General features: G+C 39.2%; 16 protein-coding genes, 1 tRNA gene and 1 pseudogene. 7 read left to right on the forward strand and 11 right to left on the reverse strand.

Annotated features, from left to right (window positions below; all coding sequences use genetic code 11):
• Positions 1-44: 44 nt before the first annotated feature.
• Both ALW18_07785 and ALW18_07790 read left to right on the forward strand, forming a co-directional pair.
• Positions 45-3,326, forward strand: a complete 3,282-nt coding sequence (locus tag ALW18_07785; GenBank protein ID AOE52419.1) for a hypothetical protein — start codon at positions 45-47, stop codon at positions 3,324-3,326.
• Positions 3,327-3,395: 69 nt separating this feature from the next.
• A complete protein-coding gene (locus ALW18_07790; GenBank protein ID AOE52420.1) occupies positions 3,396-4,034 on the forward strand; it encodes a polysaccharide deacetylase in 639 nt (212 codons plus the stop codon).
• On the opposite strand, the gene ALW18_07795 is transcribed toward ALW18_07790, so the two are convergent.
• The 3 genes from ALW18_07795 to ALW18_07805 form a co-directional block, all read right to left on the reverse strand.
• Positions 4,031-4,327: a thioredoxin gene (locus ALW18_07795; protein AOE52421.1), complete on the reverse strand. Its 297-nt coding sequence runs from the start codon at positions 4,325-4,327 to the stop codon at positions 4,031-4,033. The genes ALW18_07790 and ALW18_07795 overlap by 4 nt on opposite strands.
• An 86-nt stretch (positions 4,328-4,413) precedes the next feature.
• Positions 4,414-5,631: a phosphoesterase gene (locus ALW18_07800; protein AOE52422.1), complete on the reverse strand. Its 1,218-nt coding sequence runs from the start codon at positions 5,629-5,631 to the stop codon at positions 4,414-4,416.
• A gap of 51 nt (positions 5,632-5,682) precedes the next feature.
• Positions 5,683-6,051 carry an HxlR family transcriptional regulator gene (locus ALW18_07805; GenBank protein ID AOE52423.1) on the reverse strand — a complete coding sequence of 123 codons (369 nt, stop codon included), beginning with the start codon at positions 6,049-6,051 and terminating at the stop codon, positions 5,683-5,685.
• Positions 6,052-6,260: 209 nt separating this feature from the next.
• Here ALW18_07805 and ALW18_07810 point away from each other — a divergent pair, with 209 nt between their 5' ends.
• Positions 6,261-9,095 (forward strand): DNA polymerase I, encoded by a 2,835-nt coding sequence (locus ALW18_07810; GenBank protein AOE52424.1) that lies wholly within the window; start codon positions 6,261-6,263, stop codon positions 9,093-9,095.
• 40 nt (positions 9,096-9,135) lie between these two features.
• Positions 9,136-10,464, forward strand: coding sequence for a D-alanyl-D-alanine carboxypeptidase (locus ALW18_07815; protein ID AOE52425.1), 1,329 nt, complete (start codon positions 9,136-9,138; stop codon positions 10,462-10,464).
• A 48-nt stretch (positions 10,465-10,512) separates the two neighbouring features.
• On the opposite strand, the gene ALW18_07820 is transcribed toward ALW18_07815, so the two are convergent.
• The 3 genes from ALW18_07820 to ALW18_07830 all read right to left on the reverse strand — a co-directional run bounded on the left by ALW18_07820 (position 10,513) and on the right by ALW18_07830 (position 12,529).
• Complete coding sequence (locus tag ALW18_07820; GenBank protein AOE54351.1) at positions 10,513-10,842, reverse strand: cation transporter; 330 nt, start codon at positions 10,840-10,842, stop codon at positions 10,513-10,515.
• Between the two features lie 76 nt (positions 10,843-10,918).
• Entirely contained in the window at positions 10,919-11,485 is a 567-nt protein-coding gene (locus ALW18_07825; protein AOE52426.1) for a cyclic nucleotide-binding protein, read from the reverse strand.
• Positions 11,486-11,503: 18 nt separating this feature from the next.
• Complete coding sequence (locus ALW18_07830) at positions 11,504-12,529, reverse strand: LacI family transcriptional regulator (protein ID AOE52427.1); 1,026 nt, start codon at positions 12,527-12,529, stop codon at positions 11,504-11,506.
• A gap of 431 nt (positions 12,530-12,960) precedes the next feature.
• On the opposite strand from ALW18_07830, the gene ALW18_07835 reads away from it, so the two are divergent.
• Entirely contained in the window at positions 12,961-13,707 is a 747-nt protein-coding gene (locus tag ALW18_07835) for a hypothetical protein (GenBank protein ID AOE52428.1), read from the forward strand.
• A gap of 24 nt (positions 13,708-13,731) precedes the next feature.
• The gene (locus ALW18_07840) at positions 13,732-14,544 is read left to right on the forward strand and encodes a hypothetical protein (GenBank protein ID AOE52429.1); all 813 of its coding nucleotides are present in this window, start codon (positions 13,732-13,734) and stop codon (positions 14,542-14,544) included.
• Positions 14,545-14,624: 80 nt separating this feature from the next.
• On the opposite strand, the pseudogene ALW18_07845 reads toward ALW18_07840, so the two are convergent.
• From ALW18_07845 to ALW18_07865, 5 genes and pseudogenes are all read right to left on the reverse strand, one after another.
• Positions 14,625-15,065, reverse strand: a pseudogene (locus tag ALW18_07845) (HNH endonuclease).
• A 63-nt stretch (positions 15,066-15,128) separates the two neighbouring features.
• Entirely contained in the window at positions 15,129-15,665 is a 537-nt protein-coding gene (locus ALW18_07850; protein AOE52430.1) for a hypothetical protein, read from the reverse strand.
• 1 nt (position 15,666) lies between these two features.
• Entirely contained in the window at positions 15,667-16,074 is a 408-nt protein-coding gene (locus ALW18_07855) for a 4-oxalocrotonate tautomerase (protein ID AOE52431.1), read from the reverse strand.
• Between the two features lie 53 nt (positions 16,075-16,127).
• Entirely contained in the window at positions 16,128-16,667 is a 540-nt protein-coding gene (locus tag ALW18_07860) for a cyclic nucleotide-binding protein (protein AOE54352.1), read from the reverse strand.
• A 135-nt stretch (positions 16,668-16,802) separates the two neighbouring features.
• Positions 16,803-16,887: transfer RNA gene (locus ALW18_07865), tRNA-Leu, on the reverse strand.
• A 210-nt stretch (positions 16,888-17,097) separates the two neighbouring features.
• Between ALW18_07865 and ALW18_07870 the strand changes: the two genes are divergently transcribed.
• The gene (locus ALW18_07870; GenBank protein AOE52432.1) at positions 17,098-17,403 is read left to right on the forward strand and encodes a hypothetical protein; all 306 of its coding nucleotides are present in this window, start codon (positions 17,098-17,100) and stop codon (positions 17,401-17,403) included.
• Positions 17,404-17,446: the final 43 nt, after the last annotated feature.

Consider the following 17,446-nt stretch of genomic DNA (forward strand, 5'->3'; position numbering starts at 1 on the left):
TTTCTTTGCATTTACTAAAAACATCACCGAACAACAATCATTACATGATAACATTCAATTTCAAAAAATGGAATACCATCTTAGGATGGTCTGTTTTTGCCATTGCTCTGCTTGTTTACTGCCTTACTGTAGAACCTACCCTTAGCTTTTGGGATTGCGGCGAGTACATTGCTACTTCTGCAAAACTTGAAGTGGGCCACCCACCGGGAGCTCCGCTTTTCCAGATGATGGGTGCTTTCTTTGCTATGTTTGCCACAGCACCGGATAAGGTAGCATTAATGGTAAATATGTTGTCGGTATTTTCAAGTGCTTTTACCATTCTTTTCATGTTCTGGTCGCTTACAATACTGCTTAAAAATCTTATAGGCAGGGTATCAGAGCTTAATAACAGTAATGCTATTGTGATTTTAGGTGCTTCGGCTGTAGCCAGCCTTGTGTATACGTTTAGCGACAGCTTCTGGTTTAACGCTGTTGAAGCAGAGGTATATGCTATGGCATCGTTGTTTATTTCGCTATTGCTTTGGCTTGGCCTTCGCTGGGAGCAGGAAATGCATACGCCACGTGGCAATAAATGGTTGTTGATCATATCGCTTGTTGTAGGTTTATCATTCGGGGTTCACTTTATGGCCCTGCTTACTATACCTTCTATAGGTTTTATTTACTACTTTAAAAACTACCAGAAAATAACAGTAAAAAGCTTTATTATTGCCAATGTGGTTATTGTAGCTGTACTACTATTTATCTTTAAGTTACTACTACCCTACACCATGGCACTCTTTGGTAAAACAGAGATATTTATGGTGAACAGCATGGGGCTTCCGTTTAACTCAGGAACTATATTTATTACCATTGCTATTGTTGCGTTTTTCTATTTCGGACTTCAATACACAAAAAAGAAAAACCTTCCGTTTTATAACACCATCCTACTGTGCGTACTGTTTATCTTTATCGGTTTCTCTACATGGATGATGCTACCTATACGTGCCAACGCTAACGTAGTTATCAACGAAAACAGGCCATCGGATGCTGCCGAAGTTCTTGCCTACTACAACCGTGAGCAGTATGGCGAACAAAAACTTTTCTACGGACCAATGTATTCTGATGCTTTTGCAGGTTTGGATAAAAACAATCCGTACGAGGATGAAAAGCCTAACTACCAAAGGGATTACAAGACTGGCAAATACGTTATTGTAAACAATTTCAAGAACGCAAAACAAAACACAGACGACAACCACAAAGGCTTTATGCCAAGGATGTGGAGCACAGAACACGCCGCTAATTATATGCGTTTTTCAAACCCGTTAGAGTTTAGGCTAGACCCGGCTCATAACTACGAAGACGACCTTAGAAAATATGGACTTCCGGTAGAGCAAATGTCTGAGGAAGATTATAATACTGCAATTACACAAGTAAGAGGTGGTATTGAGCAGGCAATTACAGAATTCCGTGCTGCTTTCCGTTCAGGGCAGGCAGACGAGGAAGAATACGAGAAATTCCTAAAAAAATACGGTGACTACCTTATTATAGAAAAACCAACTTTTGGTGACAACATGAAATACATGTTTGAGTACCAGTTTGGTTATATGTACTGGAGATACCTTATGTGGAACTTTACCGGTCGTCAGAATGATGTTCAGGGACGTTATGACAACCTTGACGGTAACTGGCTAAGTGGTATTACCCCTATAGATGAGGCTCACCTTGGCTCTCAGCAAAACCTTCCGTCAGACCGTAAAGACAATAAAGGGCGAAACACCTATTATTTCATTCCGTTTATACTTGCACTAATTGGTATTGCTTTCCATGCCAGGAAAGACCCTAAAAGTTTCTACGTGCTGCTAACACTGTTCCTGTTTACAGGTATAGCACTAAAAATATACCTTAACGAAAGGCCGTTTGAACCACGCGAGAGGGATTATGCACTTGTAGGTTCGTTCTATGTATTTGCAATGTGGATAGGCTACGGTATTTATGCCATTTACGATGGTATTAAAAAGTATGTTCAGCCTAAAGTTTCGGGGCCTGTAGTTATTGCAGTTACACTACTTGCCGCTCCGGTAGTTATGGCTTCGCAAAACTGGGATGACCACGACCGTTCTGGTAAATACACAGCGATAGCTATGGCTAAGGCTTATTTGTCGTCTTGTGATAAAAACGCAATATTGTTCACCATTGGTGATAATGATACATTCCCACTATGGTATGCCCAGGAAATAGAAGGCTACCGTACCGACGTAAGGATTGTTAATACCAGCTTATTAATGACCGACTGGTATATTGAGCAGATGAAGGCTAAAGCATATGATTCTGATCCGGTGCCGATAAACTTTACATACGACCAATACAAACAGGGAACACGCGACTACAGCCTTTACGTACCGGAAGTAGACAACCGATGGGCACTTAAAGACTTTATCAACTTCCTTAAAGAGGACAGTAATGATGTTAAGAAAGAACTTAACAACGGACACTTTGTAAACTTCTACCCTACCAACAAAATCAGGGTTCCTGTTAGTAGGAAAGAAGTACTTAAGAACAAAATAGTATCTGCTAAACAGGCTGACTCTATCGTTCCTTATATCGACCTTACAATTAAAGGCGATGCGTTATACAAAAACCGCCTTATCATGCTGGATATCATCAACAATAACAACTGGAAACGACCTATATATTTTACAGGTGGTAGTTTTGGCGATGATGATTACCTATGGATGAAAGATTACCTTCAGTTAGATGGTATGGTGTTTAAACTTGTACCGGTAAGGACAGCTATCCCTAAAGACGGAAGTCCGCTTGACATGGGTTACATCGATACCGACAAGATGTATGATATTGTTACGAAATGGGATTGGGGCAACAGCGAAAGCCCTAAAATTTACCATGATCCTGAAACACGTAAAAACAGTATTACCTACCGTACCAACCTTGCAAGGTTAATGGAAGCACTAATTAATGAAGGCAAAAAAGATAAGGCTAAGAAAATTATTGACCTTACCATGACCAAGCTTCCCGTAGAATACTACGAGTACTATACCCTTCTTGAACCGTTTGCTTCGGGTTATTACCAACTTGGCGAAAAACAGGAGGCACGCAAGCTGTTAGATAAGCTTATTAAGAAGTACCAGGAGAACCTTGTGTATTACAGAGGATTATCTGTAGGCGACCAAAGATCTATTGCTATAGATATTATAACAGCTATTGAGCGTTACAGAAGCCTTCTTTGGGTTATGAAAGACAATGGCGACACCGAATATTACGAGGCTGCCAAGGGTACATTTAATGACTTTAACCAAAAAGCAGGAAGATATAAAAGAGACAAGGAATAGTTAACCAACTATTTGTAACTTTGAGATGCAGTACTTTTTAGTACTGCATTTTTTTTAAAAAGCAATGTTATGAAATCGTACTGGGTAAAAACGAGATGGTTTATAAAAAAGGTGTTTCCGGGGTTTGTATGGGATGTTCCATCAGAGCAAAAAACCGTGTACCTTACTTTTGACGACGGCCCCATCCCTGAAATTACACAATGGGTTCTTGATATTTTACAGAGACACGATATTAAAGCAACATTCTTTTGTATTGGTGATAATATCGAAAAACATCCTCATATCTTTCAGAAAGTAATTGATGAAGGCCATACCATAGGTAACCATACCTTTAACCACATTAATGGCTGGAACACCCCCGACGCTGCTTATTTACAGAACGTAGAAGAGTGCAGGCTGTCCATTATCAAAGGCGTACGTACCGATGCAAAACTGTTTCGCCCACCATATGGCAAAATAAAGCCATCGCAAGCTACGGCAGTTAAAAAAATGGGATACAAGATAATTATGTGGGATGTTTTAAGTGCCGATTTTGACACCACAATTACGCCAGAGCAATGCCTGCAGAATGTAATAAAAAACGCCGCCAATGGCAGCGTTATAATATTTCATGACAGTATAAAGGCATTCACAAATCTGGAATATGCCTTACCTAGAGTTATTGAATATCTTAAGAAAAATGGATTTAGCTTTGGGGCTATCGCTTAGATCTGTTCCTGAACAAGACCTATAATAGTATTAGCATCAAGCTCGCCTGATTGCCTCCACACCATTTGCCCGTCTTTATAGATCATAAGCGTTGGAAGACCTTTAATCCTTAGCGCGTCGGCCAGTTCCTGGTTTTTATCCACATCGATTTTTATGACTTTGGCCCTGTCGCCAAGCGCTGCCGCCACATCTCTGATAACAGGATGCATAGATACAGATGGCTCATTCCACTCTGTATAAAAATCGATTAGTACAGGTACCTGGGAGTGTATAAGTTCTCCGAATTTTGACATAAAATGAAATTTTAAATTGAATTTAAAAACTTCTTACAAATTAATATTATACAAATATAGCATTTTTACCAAATGAGCCTACTTTTTCACTTTTTTTTAAGCTCCAACACTGTAATTTCCGGCCAGATACCTACACGCCCCGGATAGGCATGAAAGCCAAAACCACGGTTTACATAAATATAGCGACCAAGCTTTTCGTAAAGGCCTGCCCATTGTTTGTAACGATATTGCACAGGGCTCCATTTAATTACACCCGGAATTTCTATACCAAACTGTAATCCGTGAGTGTGTCCGCTAAGGGTTAACTGGTAATTACCCGGACTATCCTTAACTTCATATTCCCAATGCGACGGATCATGGCTCATAAGTATTTTAAAGTCCTGCGGCGTTGTTCCGGCAGACGCTTTTGTTAAATCGCCCGCCTGTTTAAAGCCTTCGCCCCAATTCTCCACTCCTACCAGCACAATTTGCTGCCCGTCTTTTTCGAATCTTATATTTTCATTAAGCAACAGCTTAAAATCAATCTGGCGGTGAAGGTCTTTAATATCTGCAAAATTCTTATCCTTTTCTGCCTGTGTAGGCCATGTTACATATTCGCCGTAATCATGGTTACCTAACACTGAATATTTACCCATTGGTGCTTTTTCAATGCGTTTAAAGACATCTATCCAAGGGTACATTTCTTCGGCGTGTGTATTTACAATATCTCCCGTGAAAAGAATAATATCCGACTTTTGCTCGTTGATCATGTTTATTGCATGCTCAATTTCTTCACGGTCGTCAAAACTTCCGCTGTGAATGTCGGATATCTGCGTGATCGTCATTCCGTCAAAAGCATCAGGAAGATCAGGAAAAAATATAGTTTGCTTTCGTACCTTAAAATTGTACTTCCCTTTTGTCATTCCATATAAAAGCGAAAGAAAAGGAATTGCCGCAAGGCCAAGTGCTGCCTGGCTTACAAACTTTCGCCTTTCGGGCAGGAAAGATTCATTCTTATTCCCGAGGAACTCCCTCATAAGGCCATCGAATATCCTGATAACATCTTCACCAAACATAACCACCATAACCACCATTTTAGGAAGGAAGGTTATAAGCAGCAGGCCAAGTGTGAAAAGTGTAGTTTTATTTTGCCCTACACTCCTGTCGAACTGCGTGAACTGATAGGCGATATAGAGAATTATTAGTATTGAGACTATAATATAGGTATAGTGTACCCATTTAACTTTAGTGACTGTTCGTACAGCCTGAAAAGCATAAATTTCAACAAGGGTAACAAAGACAAAGAAGAGTATCCAACGGATCATGAATGTGTGTTTATAGAGGTTAACGACTAAAGCAGCGAATTGTTACAGGCTTTAGTCAGAAGTGTTATAATTTTCAATTACACGCTGGCGGTGCTGCATGCCCCACTTACGCAATTCGATAATAACACCATCCAGCGAATGTCCATATTCGGTTACCGAATATTCTATTACAACAGGTATAGTATCGTAAACGGTACGCTTAATAAGTCCGTGTAATTCAAGCTCACGAAGCTCTTTAGAAAGCATCCTGTCGGTTATTTTAGGTATTTCTTTTGCCATTTCACCAAAGCGTTTCTTACGCAGTGTAAGGGAAATAAGTATTGGCAGTTTCCATTTGCCGTTTAATACATCGAGTGCATCACGCACGGGGAGTATCATCCCGCGGCATTCTTCATGGTCTAAGTGACTTACATCTTTCATATAACAATATCAACTGTACTATACAACGGTACAGTACTTACTTTCGTATAGCAAAGATACACACATTTGTAGCTACAAATAATTATAATTCGTAAAATAGATTAAAAATAGCACAACTTACCTGCCATAACTTTTTGTTTAAAGTTCGTTTGGCTGGTACTTCTTAATGTGCATTGGTTTGCTTATTTTTACGGCAAATCTCATTTTTCATGTCAGAACAAAAACGCCTTTTCCTTTTAGACGCTTACGCGCTTATATTTCGTGGATATTACGCCTTTATAAAAAACCCGAGGATCAACTCCAAAGGCATGGATACATCTGCAATTATGGGGTTCATGAACTCGCTGCTTGATGTTATTAAGCGTGAAAGGCCTGATCATTTAGCTGTAGCTTTTGATAAGGAAGGCAGTGCCGTGCGTACTGAGATGTTTACCGCCTATAAGGCAAACCGCGACGAAACACCTGAGGCTATTAAGATTGCCGTTCCGTATATTCAGGAGCTTTTAAAAGCAATGCACATTCCTGTTATAGAACTTGCAGGCTGTGAAGCCGATGACCTTATTGGTACTGTTGCAAAACAAGCCGAAAAGCAAGGATATAAAGTGTTTATGGTTACACCTGATAAGGATTTTGCTCAATTAGTTAGCGAAAATATATTTATGTACCGCCCTGCCCGTATGGGTAACGGTATAGAAATTTGGGGTGTACCCGAAGTTTTAGAGCGTTTTGAGATTGAACGCCCGGAACAGGTTATTGACTTTTTAGGGATGATGGGGGATGCTGTTGATAACATTCCGGGGTTACCAGGTGTTGGCGAAAAGACAGCCAAAAAATTATTGAAAGAGTACGGCTCTATGGAGAACCTGCTTGCCAATACCCATGAGCTAAAAGGTAAAATGCGTGAAAATATCGAAGCCAATGCCGAAAAAGGCATTATGTCTAAAAAACTGGCAACTATTATAATTGACTGTGATGTTACATTTAACGAAACAGATTATGAACTTACTAAACCTGATACCGAAAAGGTAGAGGTTTTATTTAATGAGCTTGAGTTTCGCCGTATGGCAGAACAGTTTCATAAACTGTTTGACGAAGGCCAGGAATTTGACAGTATCTCTTCTCAGGGCTACTCGCCAACCAAGACTATCCTTAAGAACGAACAGCAGTTTTCTTTGTTTGATGAAGGTGCCGCCGATCCTAATGCGATTAATACACCATCGGGCTTTTACAATACTATTGAAAATACCGACCATTTCTACCAGGCTGTTCAGGGAGATATGGCTATCAACTTCTTACTACGCGACCTGCTAAAACAAACCAGTGTAAGTTTCGATACCGAAACAACAGGCATCTGCGCGCTTACTGCCGAGCTGGTAGGGCTTTCTTTTTCTTGGGAGAAAGGAAAAGGATTTTACGTCCCGGTTCCTGCAGACCGCGAAGCAGCGCAGGAACTGGTAAACAAATTCATTCCGTTTTTTGAGGATGAGAATATAGAGAAAATAGGCCAGAACCTTAAGTACGACCTTGAGATACTTGCTCAATATAACATTAGTGTAAGAGGTAAGATATTCGACACCATGATTGCGCACTACCTTATCAATCCGGATATGCGCCACGGTATGGATATACTGGCAGAAACCTACCTTAAGTATTCGCCTGTACCTATCGAATCGCTTATCGGTAAAAAAGGCAAGGGACAGAAAACCATGCGCGATGTGGAACTGGAACTTATCAAGGAGTATGCTGTGGAAGACGCCGACATTACACTTCAGCTAAAGGAAATTTTCGCCCCAATGCTGGACGAAACCGATACCCGAAAGCTGTTTGATGACATAGAAATTCCGCTTATGCCGGTACTTGCTTCAATGGAGCAGGAAGGCATTAACCTTGATACAACATATTTAAAAGAACTTTCTACAGCACTATCTGACGATATAAAAAGGCTGGAACAAAAAATATACGAAACTGCCGGAGAGCCTTTTAACCTTGCATCGCCAAAACAACTGGGCGAAGTATTATTCGACAGGCTTAAAATAGGCGGTGCTAAGCAAAAGAAAACCAAAACGGGCCAGTATGCCACCGGCGAGGAAGTACTTTCATACCTGGCACTGGAAAACCCTTTTGTAGCCGAAATTTTAGAATGGAGGCAATTAGTAAAATTACAAAACACTTATGTAGATGCGCTACCGCTTCAGGTGGAAGGCAAAACCGGACGCGTACATACCGATTATATGCAAACGGTTGCCGCTACAGGGCGTTTAAGCTCTAACAACCCTAACTTACAGAACATTCCTATCCGTACGGAAAGAGGAAGACAGATACGTAAAGCATTTATTGCGCGAAATGATGAGTATACTATTGTCTCTGCCGATTACTCGCAGATAGAACTTCGAATTATTGCTGCATTAAGTGGCGACCCCGAAATGGTAAACGCATTTAAGAACGGTGAAGACATTCACGCGTCAACCGCTGCAAAAGTATTTAACGTAGCACTGGAAGAAGTTACCCGCGAACAGCGTAGCCATGCTAAAACCGTAAATTTTGGTATTGTGTATGGTGTTTCTGCTTTCGGGCTAAGCAACCAGACATCATTAAGCCGATCTGAATCGAAAGATCTTATCGATGCTTATTATAAAACCTATCCAAGGCTTAAGCAATATATTAATGAGCAGGTAGAAATTGCCCGCGAACAGGGCTATGTGCAAACCATATCGGGAAGGCGCAGGTATTTAAAAGATATCAACTCGCAAAACCAGGTGGTTCGTGGCGGCGCAGAGCGAAATGCGGTAAACGCACCTATACAGGGAAGTGCAGCCGATATCATTAAAATTGCGATGATTAACATACAGAAAAGGCTGATAAACGAGAACTGGAAGAGTAAAATGTTACTGCAAGTACACGATGAGCTTGTTTTTGACGTTCATAATAGTGAACTGGAGCAAATAAAACCAATGATAAAGCAGGAAATGGAAAGTGCATTTGTACTTGACGTACCTCTTGAAGTAGATTTGGGCGAAGGAAGAAACTGGCTTGAAGCACATTAATCAGGCACTTTATTTGCTGTAGTTTATAAGTCAATTTACTATTATGAAAAGAACACTTTTAAGCTTACTTACTATTTTTATAGCAGGGCCTTCGTTTGCCCAGCAGGCAGATCTTGCAAAATTCAGGAAGATTGACAGCCTGTTGACCTATTTAAACGCTAATAATAAATTTATGGGGTCGGTGGCTATTCAGGAAAAAGGCAAAGTTGTATTTGACAAAGCCTACGGATTTGCCAATGCCGAAAACAAACTCGCCGCAAAGCCTGATACCAAATACAAAATAGGATCGGTAACGAAGATATTTACCGCTGCCATGATATTTCAGCTTATCGAAGAGAAAAAGCTGAACCTCAATCGTCCACTATCTGAGTTTTACCCGAAAATACCGAATGCCGATAAAATTACTATTGGTCATTTACTGAACCATAAAAGCGGTATTGCCAACTATACCGACAGCTCCGATTTTGAAATCTACCGAACGCAACAGCAAACAAAGAAAGATATGCTGGCGCGACTGGAATCGGGCGAACCGGTTTTTGACCCCGGCATACGAGGAGAATACAGTAACTCTAATTATATTTTACTGGGTTACATCATTCAGGATATTACCAAGAAAAGCTATAAAGAAAACCTAAGCAAAAGGATTACAGGTAAGGCCGGACTTAAGAACACCTACTACTATACAAAAATAAACCCTAAACGAAACGAGGCTTACTCCTATACTTTTACTAACGGTAAATGGGACAGGACAGAAGAATGGCATGAATCTGTAGCAGGAGCAGCCGGTGCTATACAATCTACCGCGACTGACCTTACTAAGTTTATAAACACATTGTTTACAGGTAAAATAGTTAGTAAATCATCCCTCGACCAAATGATGACTATCGACTGGGGATTTGGCAAAGGATTACTGGCTTACCCGTTCCTGGAAAGAAAGTTCTTTGGATACAATGGCGGTATAGAATCGTTTAAATCGGTGGTGAGTTATTATCCGAAAGAGGAAATGGGCTTTGCCGTGCTGGTAAACGGCGGCGATTATAACACCAACGATATTATACTGGGCATACTGAGCATTTACTATAAAAAGCCATTCATCTTTCCTAATCTTACCAGCGTAGCTCTTGACGAAAGCGCTTTAAAAGTTCACGAAGGCATTTACAGTACCCCTTCCCTGCCTTTTAAAGTAGACATAAAATTAGTGAAGGGCGAACTCGTAGCACACGCTACAAACCAAGGATCTTTCCCGCTAAACCCGGTAAGTGAAAATGAATTTAATTATCCTCCTGCGGGTATTACAATAACCTTTAATGCAAAGGGTTTCACCCTGAGGCAGGCAGACGGTTCTATATCTCAGTTTACAAAAGAATAAAAAGAAAGGCCTCCAAACGGAGGCCTTTCTAGTATATAAATCAAGATTTTACTGTGCTGCTTCGCCTCCTAAAAATTTCAGTCCGATTATAGAAAACACCAGCGTCGATATAAAAAAGATACGCCAGAAATTAACAGGCTCTTCAAAATAAATCATACCTATAATAACAGTACCAAAAGCACCAATACCTGTCCATACCGCGTACACCGTTCCTAAGGGCAATGTCTGGCAGGCTTTATTGATACAATAAAAACTGGCTATAATACACGCTACAAATACAGCAACCCATTTATAATTGGTAAAGTTGTTAGACAGTTTCATGCTGGTTGTAAAACCAATTTCCAGTATACCGGCAATAATAAGATAAATCCAGTTCATAATGCTTTTCATTTAATTTGATGCAAAGTTAGAACCGGCATTGCGGGCAGCATTTTACATTTGTTAAATAATTAGATTATTTTATTTTTGCGCGTATACGGCTTAAAGAAACCTGACTGATACCAAGATAAGAAGCTATGTGTTTTAAGGCAACCCTATTAGGCAGAGACGGTATTCTTTCCAGAAGTTCGGTATATACTTCGGTGGCGGTTTTAAACTGTCGATAGATAAACTTTTCTTCGAGCTTAAGCATTTCGTGCTCTGCGAGTTTACGACTCCAGTTAGCAAGTTCAATATCGGTTTCAAAAAGGGAGATTAACTTTTCGGCATTAACTTCATACAAAACGCTGTCTTCTAAAACCTCAATGGTTTCATAGCCTGGCTTGTTATTAATAAAGCTTCGCATAGAAATTACATAATCACCTTCAAGCCCAAGCCAGAAAGTAACCTGGCGTTCGGGCAGATCTGAATACGCCCGTACAAGACCGGTTTCTATAAAGAACATGGATTTTTCAACCCTGCCCTCTTTCATTATAATTTCGCCACGCGGAAAATCCCTCTCAACAAAAAGTGCAGTGAGTTTTGCTAACGACGCATCGCTAACGGGGTATATAGACCTTATTTTATTTAGGGTATTTACCAATCTGTAGTCAATAAGCTGTTACAGCTTTTTGGTTGATTCGCGCTGCCTAAGTTCGGTTTTAATAACTTTAGTTACATATTCCGGTGCTTCGTCAGACTTATCTTCAAGCCTGTCGATAAGCATATCGGCGGCAGCCTGTCCGATCTCCGGAGCATGCTGGCTAACGGTAGAAAGGCTGGGCGTAAGCCTCTTAGACCATACACCATCGGCAAAGCCTATCATTTGTAGTTCTTCAGGAATTTTGATACCTTTTTTAATAGCAATTTTCATAGCCATTACAGAAGCATGCTCATCTAAAGCAAAAACACCATCTATAGCTTTAGTATCAAATGCTACCTTAAGTTTTTCATCAAACTCATCGGTATTATCGGTAAGTACCATTAAATCTTCATCAATAGTATATCCGTTATCGGCAAGTGCCTTTTTATAACCGTCTTCACGAAGTTTACTCACGCTAAGGTTATGAATGGTAGATAAAAGCGCAATATTTTTACATTTAAGCTTTATAAGATGCGAAGTAGCATCTACAGCCGAATCAAAATCGTCAACAATAACTTTATCGCAATTTACCTCATCAGATGTCCTGTCGAACATTACAATAGGAAGATCATCGGCAATTGCCTCTTTAAAATGTTTAAATTCCTGTTCCTTTTGTGTTTCTTCCGAAATAGAAAGGATAAAACCATCAATCGTTCCGTTGCTAAGCATATCCATAGCATGGATCTCTTTTTCCAGGGACTCGTTAGAGATACATGTAATAACATTGTATCCCCTGTCGTTAGCCGCTTTTTCTATCCCGCTAAATACTTTGGCAAAAAACGGGTTCAGAATATTGGGGATTATAACCCCGATAGTTTTTGTGGTTTTATTTTTAAGGTTTACAGCAATATTGTTTGGCTTATAATTTTTAAGCTTGGCAAACTCCTGTACTTTGATTTTTGTAGGCTCACTAATTTCAGGACTATTGCTCAACGCTTTAGATACTGTAGATACAGATACGTTTAACTCTTTTGCTATCTGCTTTAATGTAGCTTTTTGTTTCATGGCCTTAAAATGAATTTATATTGTAAAGAAACAAAAAATTGCTGATTTATTCGTTCTTCTTTAAATATATCTTACATTTTATAACAAAACCTGAGAAATGCACACAATTAGTAGGCAGATGTAAGTTAATTTTTAACAAAAAAATATTTTTTTATAATTTTTAAAAGATTGTAATAGTTAATTTATTGCCAAATTATACCATCAACCTATATTCTTCTATCTCTCAGGAATAAATAAAAAATCAAGCAATAATCAACACCCTACAACAATGTAGAGATAACATATTTATTAAAAATTCGTTAAATAGCAATAAAATACTTAATTGTTAAAAACCGCATCCTGATTATCACCGTATGTTAATAGTAACTTTGGTAACCAACATATTTATGTTACCACACCTACCACATTATTAACCTATTAACTTTTATACTATGAAAAAAGTACAAGTAGAGGAAGTAAGATCACTGCACAGCAGGAGAAACTTTCTTAGGATCAGCGGAATTACACTTGCAGGGGCAGGACTTGTAATGGCAGGCTGTAGCAGCGACGACGACAAAGGAAGCAACGGCAATTCGAATCAGCTGCCCGGAGTAAGAGACGGAAAATTTGATTTAGGAGGAGGCGACCTTGGCGTACTAACCTATGCTTATGCACTTGAACAGCTTGAAGCCGATTTTTACACACGTGTTGTAAACGGCAATAGTTTTGGAAGCACATTTAACGCTGAAGAAAGAGAAGTACTTGAAGACCTTTACAACCATGAGGTAATTCACAGGGAATTTTTTAAAGCGGCTATCTCAGGAGTAATATCCAGTCAGGATCAGTTACTTCCCGCTTTACAATTTGATTATGGAAGCTTAAGCTTTAGCAACAGGACACAGGTTCTTACTACAGCAAGAACATTAGAAGACACCGGGGTTGCAGCTTACAACGGAGCAGGAAGATACATTACAACTCCTGACTATCTTGTACTTGCAGGTAAGATTGTTTCGGTAGAAGCAAGACACGCATCGGCTATACGTAGCTTATTAAACCCTGGCACTGCAGCTTTTGCAGGTGATGACGTAGTAACTTCAGACACCGGACTGGGACAGGCTTTAAAACCTTCACAGGTTATTACTGCTGTTAGTGCGCTGGAAATTATTAAGACACCGTTTACAGCTCAATTCTTACCATAATCTTAACCTCTAAACTTCGACATCATGAATATTTTAAAATTTATAGAGTCATTTACCAATGAAGGTATGATAAATAGCCTTAGCGCTAAAGGCTCAAGAAGAGATAGCCTAAGCCAGTTTCAAAACATGGGTAAAGTAGCAGCTGTTGCTGCCGTACCACTTGGATTAGCTGCGTTTTTGGCACCCAATAAAGCAAATGCTAAAAATACAACGTTTTTTGGCCCTACAGAAACACCAACTGAAGCTTTACAGCTTGCATTAACACTGGAATACCTGGAAGACGAGTTTTATGACATGGCATTATCTTCTCCGGGATTACTAACAGGTACCGACAGAACTATTATTGCACAAATTTCAAAACACGAAAATGCCCACGTTGCACTACTTGCTAATGCTCTAGGCGCAAACGCTCCCGCTAAGCCAACTTTTGACTTTACTGCAGACGGTGCATTTGACCCTTTTAACGACCTGGAAACATTCTTTGCTTTAGCACAGGCTTTTGAAGACACTGGAGTACGCGCATACAAAGGACAGGCAGCTAATCTTATCTCTAACGGAGATTTACTGACTACTGCACTACAGATACACTCTGTTGAGGCAATGCACGCATCTCAGGTAAGAAGACTAAGAGGCCAGAAAGGCTGGATTGTTGGAAGTGACCGCGGCGGATTACCTGCAGCTGCACAAGCTGTATATACCGGAGAAGAGGTTACAAACCAAGCCGGCTTTAATACAGCTACAGTAAGCGGAATACCTGCACAGGCAGGACCTGAGTCTTTTGACGAACCTATTACTGGAGCAACTGCTACAAGTATAGCAAGCTTGTTTATTGTTTAATAAAACAGATAAGATTATACACAAAAGTGCCCGTAAGAAAATTACGGGCACTTTTTCATTTATACTTGCATCAATTATATGTTGCGGTACTTATTCCGCAGGAAATCGAGCCAAACCGATTCGAGTTCTTCTACAAGGTGTGGTTTAATAGCAATGCCAGACGATTGTGTAGACCAATGCTGCGCTGCCAAAGCACCGGATTTTAATGTATCTAACGACAGTATTTCTTCTTTGTAAGGATTCAGCAATCTGTCAAAATTTACCAGTATTCGCATCCTGGGCTGACCGCGATGGTTTTCGCCCATAAAAGGTTCTGACGAAATAAACCCCGACCCCATAATCCCTTTAGGCTCTTTACCAAGCTTAATAAGATAGGCTTTATCGCCTTCCCGGACTGCTTTATGGCTGGCACAACTCCAGGCATCAACAAAAACACCTGTTTCGGCAAGGTCTTTTACATCCTGTTCCAAATCCGGCCACTCCCATTTATCAGGATTCCAGGCAAATAAAAAAGCTCTCATATACGACAGTTTGAATCATGAAGATACAAAATTGATTACGATATAAATAGAGCTACTCACATTTTACCCGTTCCCTTTTATCCTCTTTTTAAGTGGGGGCTGCTCAAAATATTGAGTTAACTCTAACGAATAGATAACACTTGTAATTTTCCATTGCCCGTCCTTTTTGATAAGCCCCAAAAATTTACTTCCAAAGTTTGTCATTTTGTTTTCTGCCCAAAAGCTATAATCCATAGTTACAGAAGCCACAGTTCCATCCTCAATAATCCTGATATTATCAAATTTATCTTCGGTGGATTTATACCTGAACAAACTTCTCATGAACCCTTTGTAACTACCGGTAAAATAACCCCTCGCGGATTCATTTAATCCTTTTGCTTTAATTTCTTTACGCTGGGATTTATCTGTAACCGATGCGCACCAGGTAACATTGTCATCATTAAACAAACTATAGAACGCCACAGAATCTTTTTTGATAACAGCTTCACTATATTTTTCGATAACAGCACTGATCTGTTCTTTATCATTTGATTTTTGCTGTGCCGATAATTGCTGCGCAACAATAAGCAGCAGCACTATAAGTATCTTTGAGCTTTTCATACTATGCGTTTACTTTCTTGTTGTTGATGTATTTGTACTCAATGGTTAGCCCATCGTATCCGTAAGCGTCAGCAGGAATCTCATTGATCACAGTATAGCTTACGGGATGTATATTTTTTATAATAGCACCTATAGAATTATGAATAGCATCTATATAGGCTGCTTTATCATCTTTTAGATTGGTAGACTGGGATATCTTGATATCCAGATGAAAGCTATTCATTTGTAATTCTTCGAGCGATTGCGAATTAACAAACCAAAGCTGGTTTGGAGTAAATGAAATTGTAACAACGGTAACCTCCGGTTTTTTCTTTAAAAAGGCTTTGGTAAGATTACTAATAGTTAAAGCAAGTTCTTTAGCGAGTGCCGGGTTTTCGTTTCCGCTGACTTTTAAGTTGATTATAGGCATACTTCAAATTTTTTAATATTGAAGTACAAAGCTCTACAAAGCCATTATCTTATTTATTGATGTAGGTTAAGAGTTTTTAAACGGCTTAATGATTCGGGTTTAATACCCATATAGGATGCTATATGATATTGAGATACCTGCTGCTCTATACCGGGATACAACCCCCTTATAACGTCTAGCCTTTCAGCAGCAGAATTTTTAAGAAATGATGTTTCCCGTTTACACTTTCTTATAAAGTAATTATCTGAAATGTATTTTGCCAGCTTAAGGAATTCACTGTCTTTCAGCATTAAGGCTGTAAACTGCTTATGCGTTATTAGGCTTATATCGGCATCTGCCAACACTTCAATATTGCAATTTGTCGGCATCTGCGTTAAAAAGCTGGTATAGGCACTGGCAAAATTACCTTCAAAATAAAAATCGTTATTAAACTCTTCATTATCATTCTGTACGTACGACCGTAATGTTCCTGAATACACAAACGCAATAAAATCGCACACTGAACCTTCCTGAATAAGATGTTCTTTCTTTTTTAAGGATTTGGTTCGGAGTTCCCGCTGAAAATCGTCCAGGTGATGTGCCTGTAAACCTATTTTTTCAAAAACAGCAGCCAATGTTTCCATGAGAGGGTAAGATAAAATTTACTCAAAGATAATGGTATTTGATATGGTAAATTTATAAGGGAGAGATAAAAACAGAAAAAGCCCCTGAAAATCAGAGGCTTTTTGTTGTGCGGGTGAAAGGACTCGAACCTTCACACCGTGAGGCACCAGATCCTAAGTCTGGCGTGTCTACCAATTTCACCACACCCGCAGGTTGACAATAAAACTCAGTAGTGTTTCATTATTAGGAGTGCAAATATACAACTGTTTTTGGACTTTCAAAGAAAACCCTAAGAATATTTCAAGAAAACATTGAGTACGAAAGGTAACAAGTTTTGTTTACCTAAATAAATTAAATTTAAGATATACTTACTTAAATTTTTGTTCGTTTTACAATCAACAACCTACAACAACAACCCTTTTGAGACAATTTTTAAAGATCACCAGCATTGCAACAGTAACAATCGTTATTCTTATTATTATTCTTCTTAAAACTTATTTTTCTAACAGTGAATATTATAATGAAAAATATTCAAAAACCAGGAAAAATACACCTTTAAGCCAGTTGGTAGATAATTGGGGGAAACCTGATGAAGAATTTTATCATCGTTCTCCAAATGAAGTAATCATTTACAAATACAGAAAAGACCTTCTAGGTTGGGATGTTTACATTTTTGCCTTTAATCCAAAAGACAGTTTATTAATAAGCAAACATATAGACGACTAAAACCTACATATAAAACTCAACTATCAAAAGACTATAAAAATAA

Origin of the sequence: Flavobacterium psychrophilum, from assembly GCA_001708385.1 — a bacterium.
GTDB lineage: Bacteria > Bacteroidota > Bacteroidia > Flavobacteriales > Flavobacteriaceae > Flavobacterium > Flavobacterium psychrophilum_A.

What these genes read in the sequence shown, in the direction of transcription:
- ALW18_07785 (AOE52419.1), top strand. Translation starts at nt 45, where the DNA reads ATGATAACATTCAATTTCAAAAAATGGAATACCATCTTAGGATGGTCT.
- ALW18_07790 (AOE52420.1), top strand. Translation starts at nt 3,396, where the DNA reads ATGAAATCGTACTGGGTAAAAACGAGATGGTTTATAAAAAAGGTGTTT.
- ALW18_07795 (AOE52421.1), bottom strand. Translation starts at nt 4,327, where the DNA reads ATGTCAAAATTCGGAGAACTTATACACTCCCAGGTACCTGTACTAATC.
- ALW18_07800 (AOE52422.1), bottom strand. Translation starts at nt 5,631, where the DNA reads ATGATCCGTTGGATACTCTTCTTTGTCTTTGTTACCCTTGTTGAAATT.
- ALW18_07805 (AOE52423.1), bottom strand. Translation starts at nt 6,051, where the DNA reads ATGAAAGATGTAAGTCACTTAGACCATGAAGAATGCCGCGGGATGATA.
- ALW18_07810 (AOE52424.1), top strand. Translation starts at nt 6,261, where the DNA reads ATGTCAGAACAAAAACGCCTTTTCCTTTTAGACGCTTACGCGCTTATA.
- ALW18_07820 (AOE54351.1), bottom strand. Translation starts at nt 10,842, where the DNA reads ATGAACTGGATTTATCTTATTATTGCCGGTATACTGGAAATTGGTTTT.
- ALW18_07830 (AOE52427.1), bottom strand. Translation starts at nt 12,529, where the DNA reads ATGAAACAAAAAGCTACATTAAAGCAGATAGCAAAAGAGTTAAACGTA.
- ALW18_07835 (AOE52428.1), top strand. Translation starts at nt 12,961, where the DNA reads ATGAAAAAAGTACAAGTAGAGGAAGTAAGATCACTGCACAGCAGGAGA.
- ALW18_07840 (AOE52429.1), top strand. Translation starts at nt 13,732, where the DNA reads ATGAATATTTTAAAATTTATAGAGTCATTTACCAATGAAGGTATGATA.
- ALW18_07850 (AOE52430.1), bottom strand. Translation starts at nt 15,665, where the DNA reads ATGAAAAGCTCAAAGATACTTATAGTGCTGCTGCTTATTGTTGCGCAG.
- ALW18_07855 (AOE52431.1), bottom strand. Translation starts at nt 16,074, where the DNA reads ATGCCTATAATCAACTTAAAAGTCAGCGGAAACGAAAACCCGGCACTC.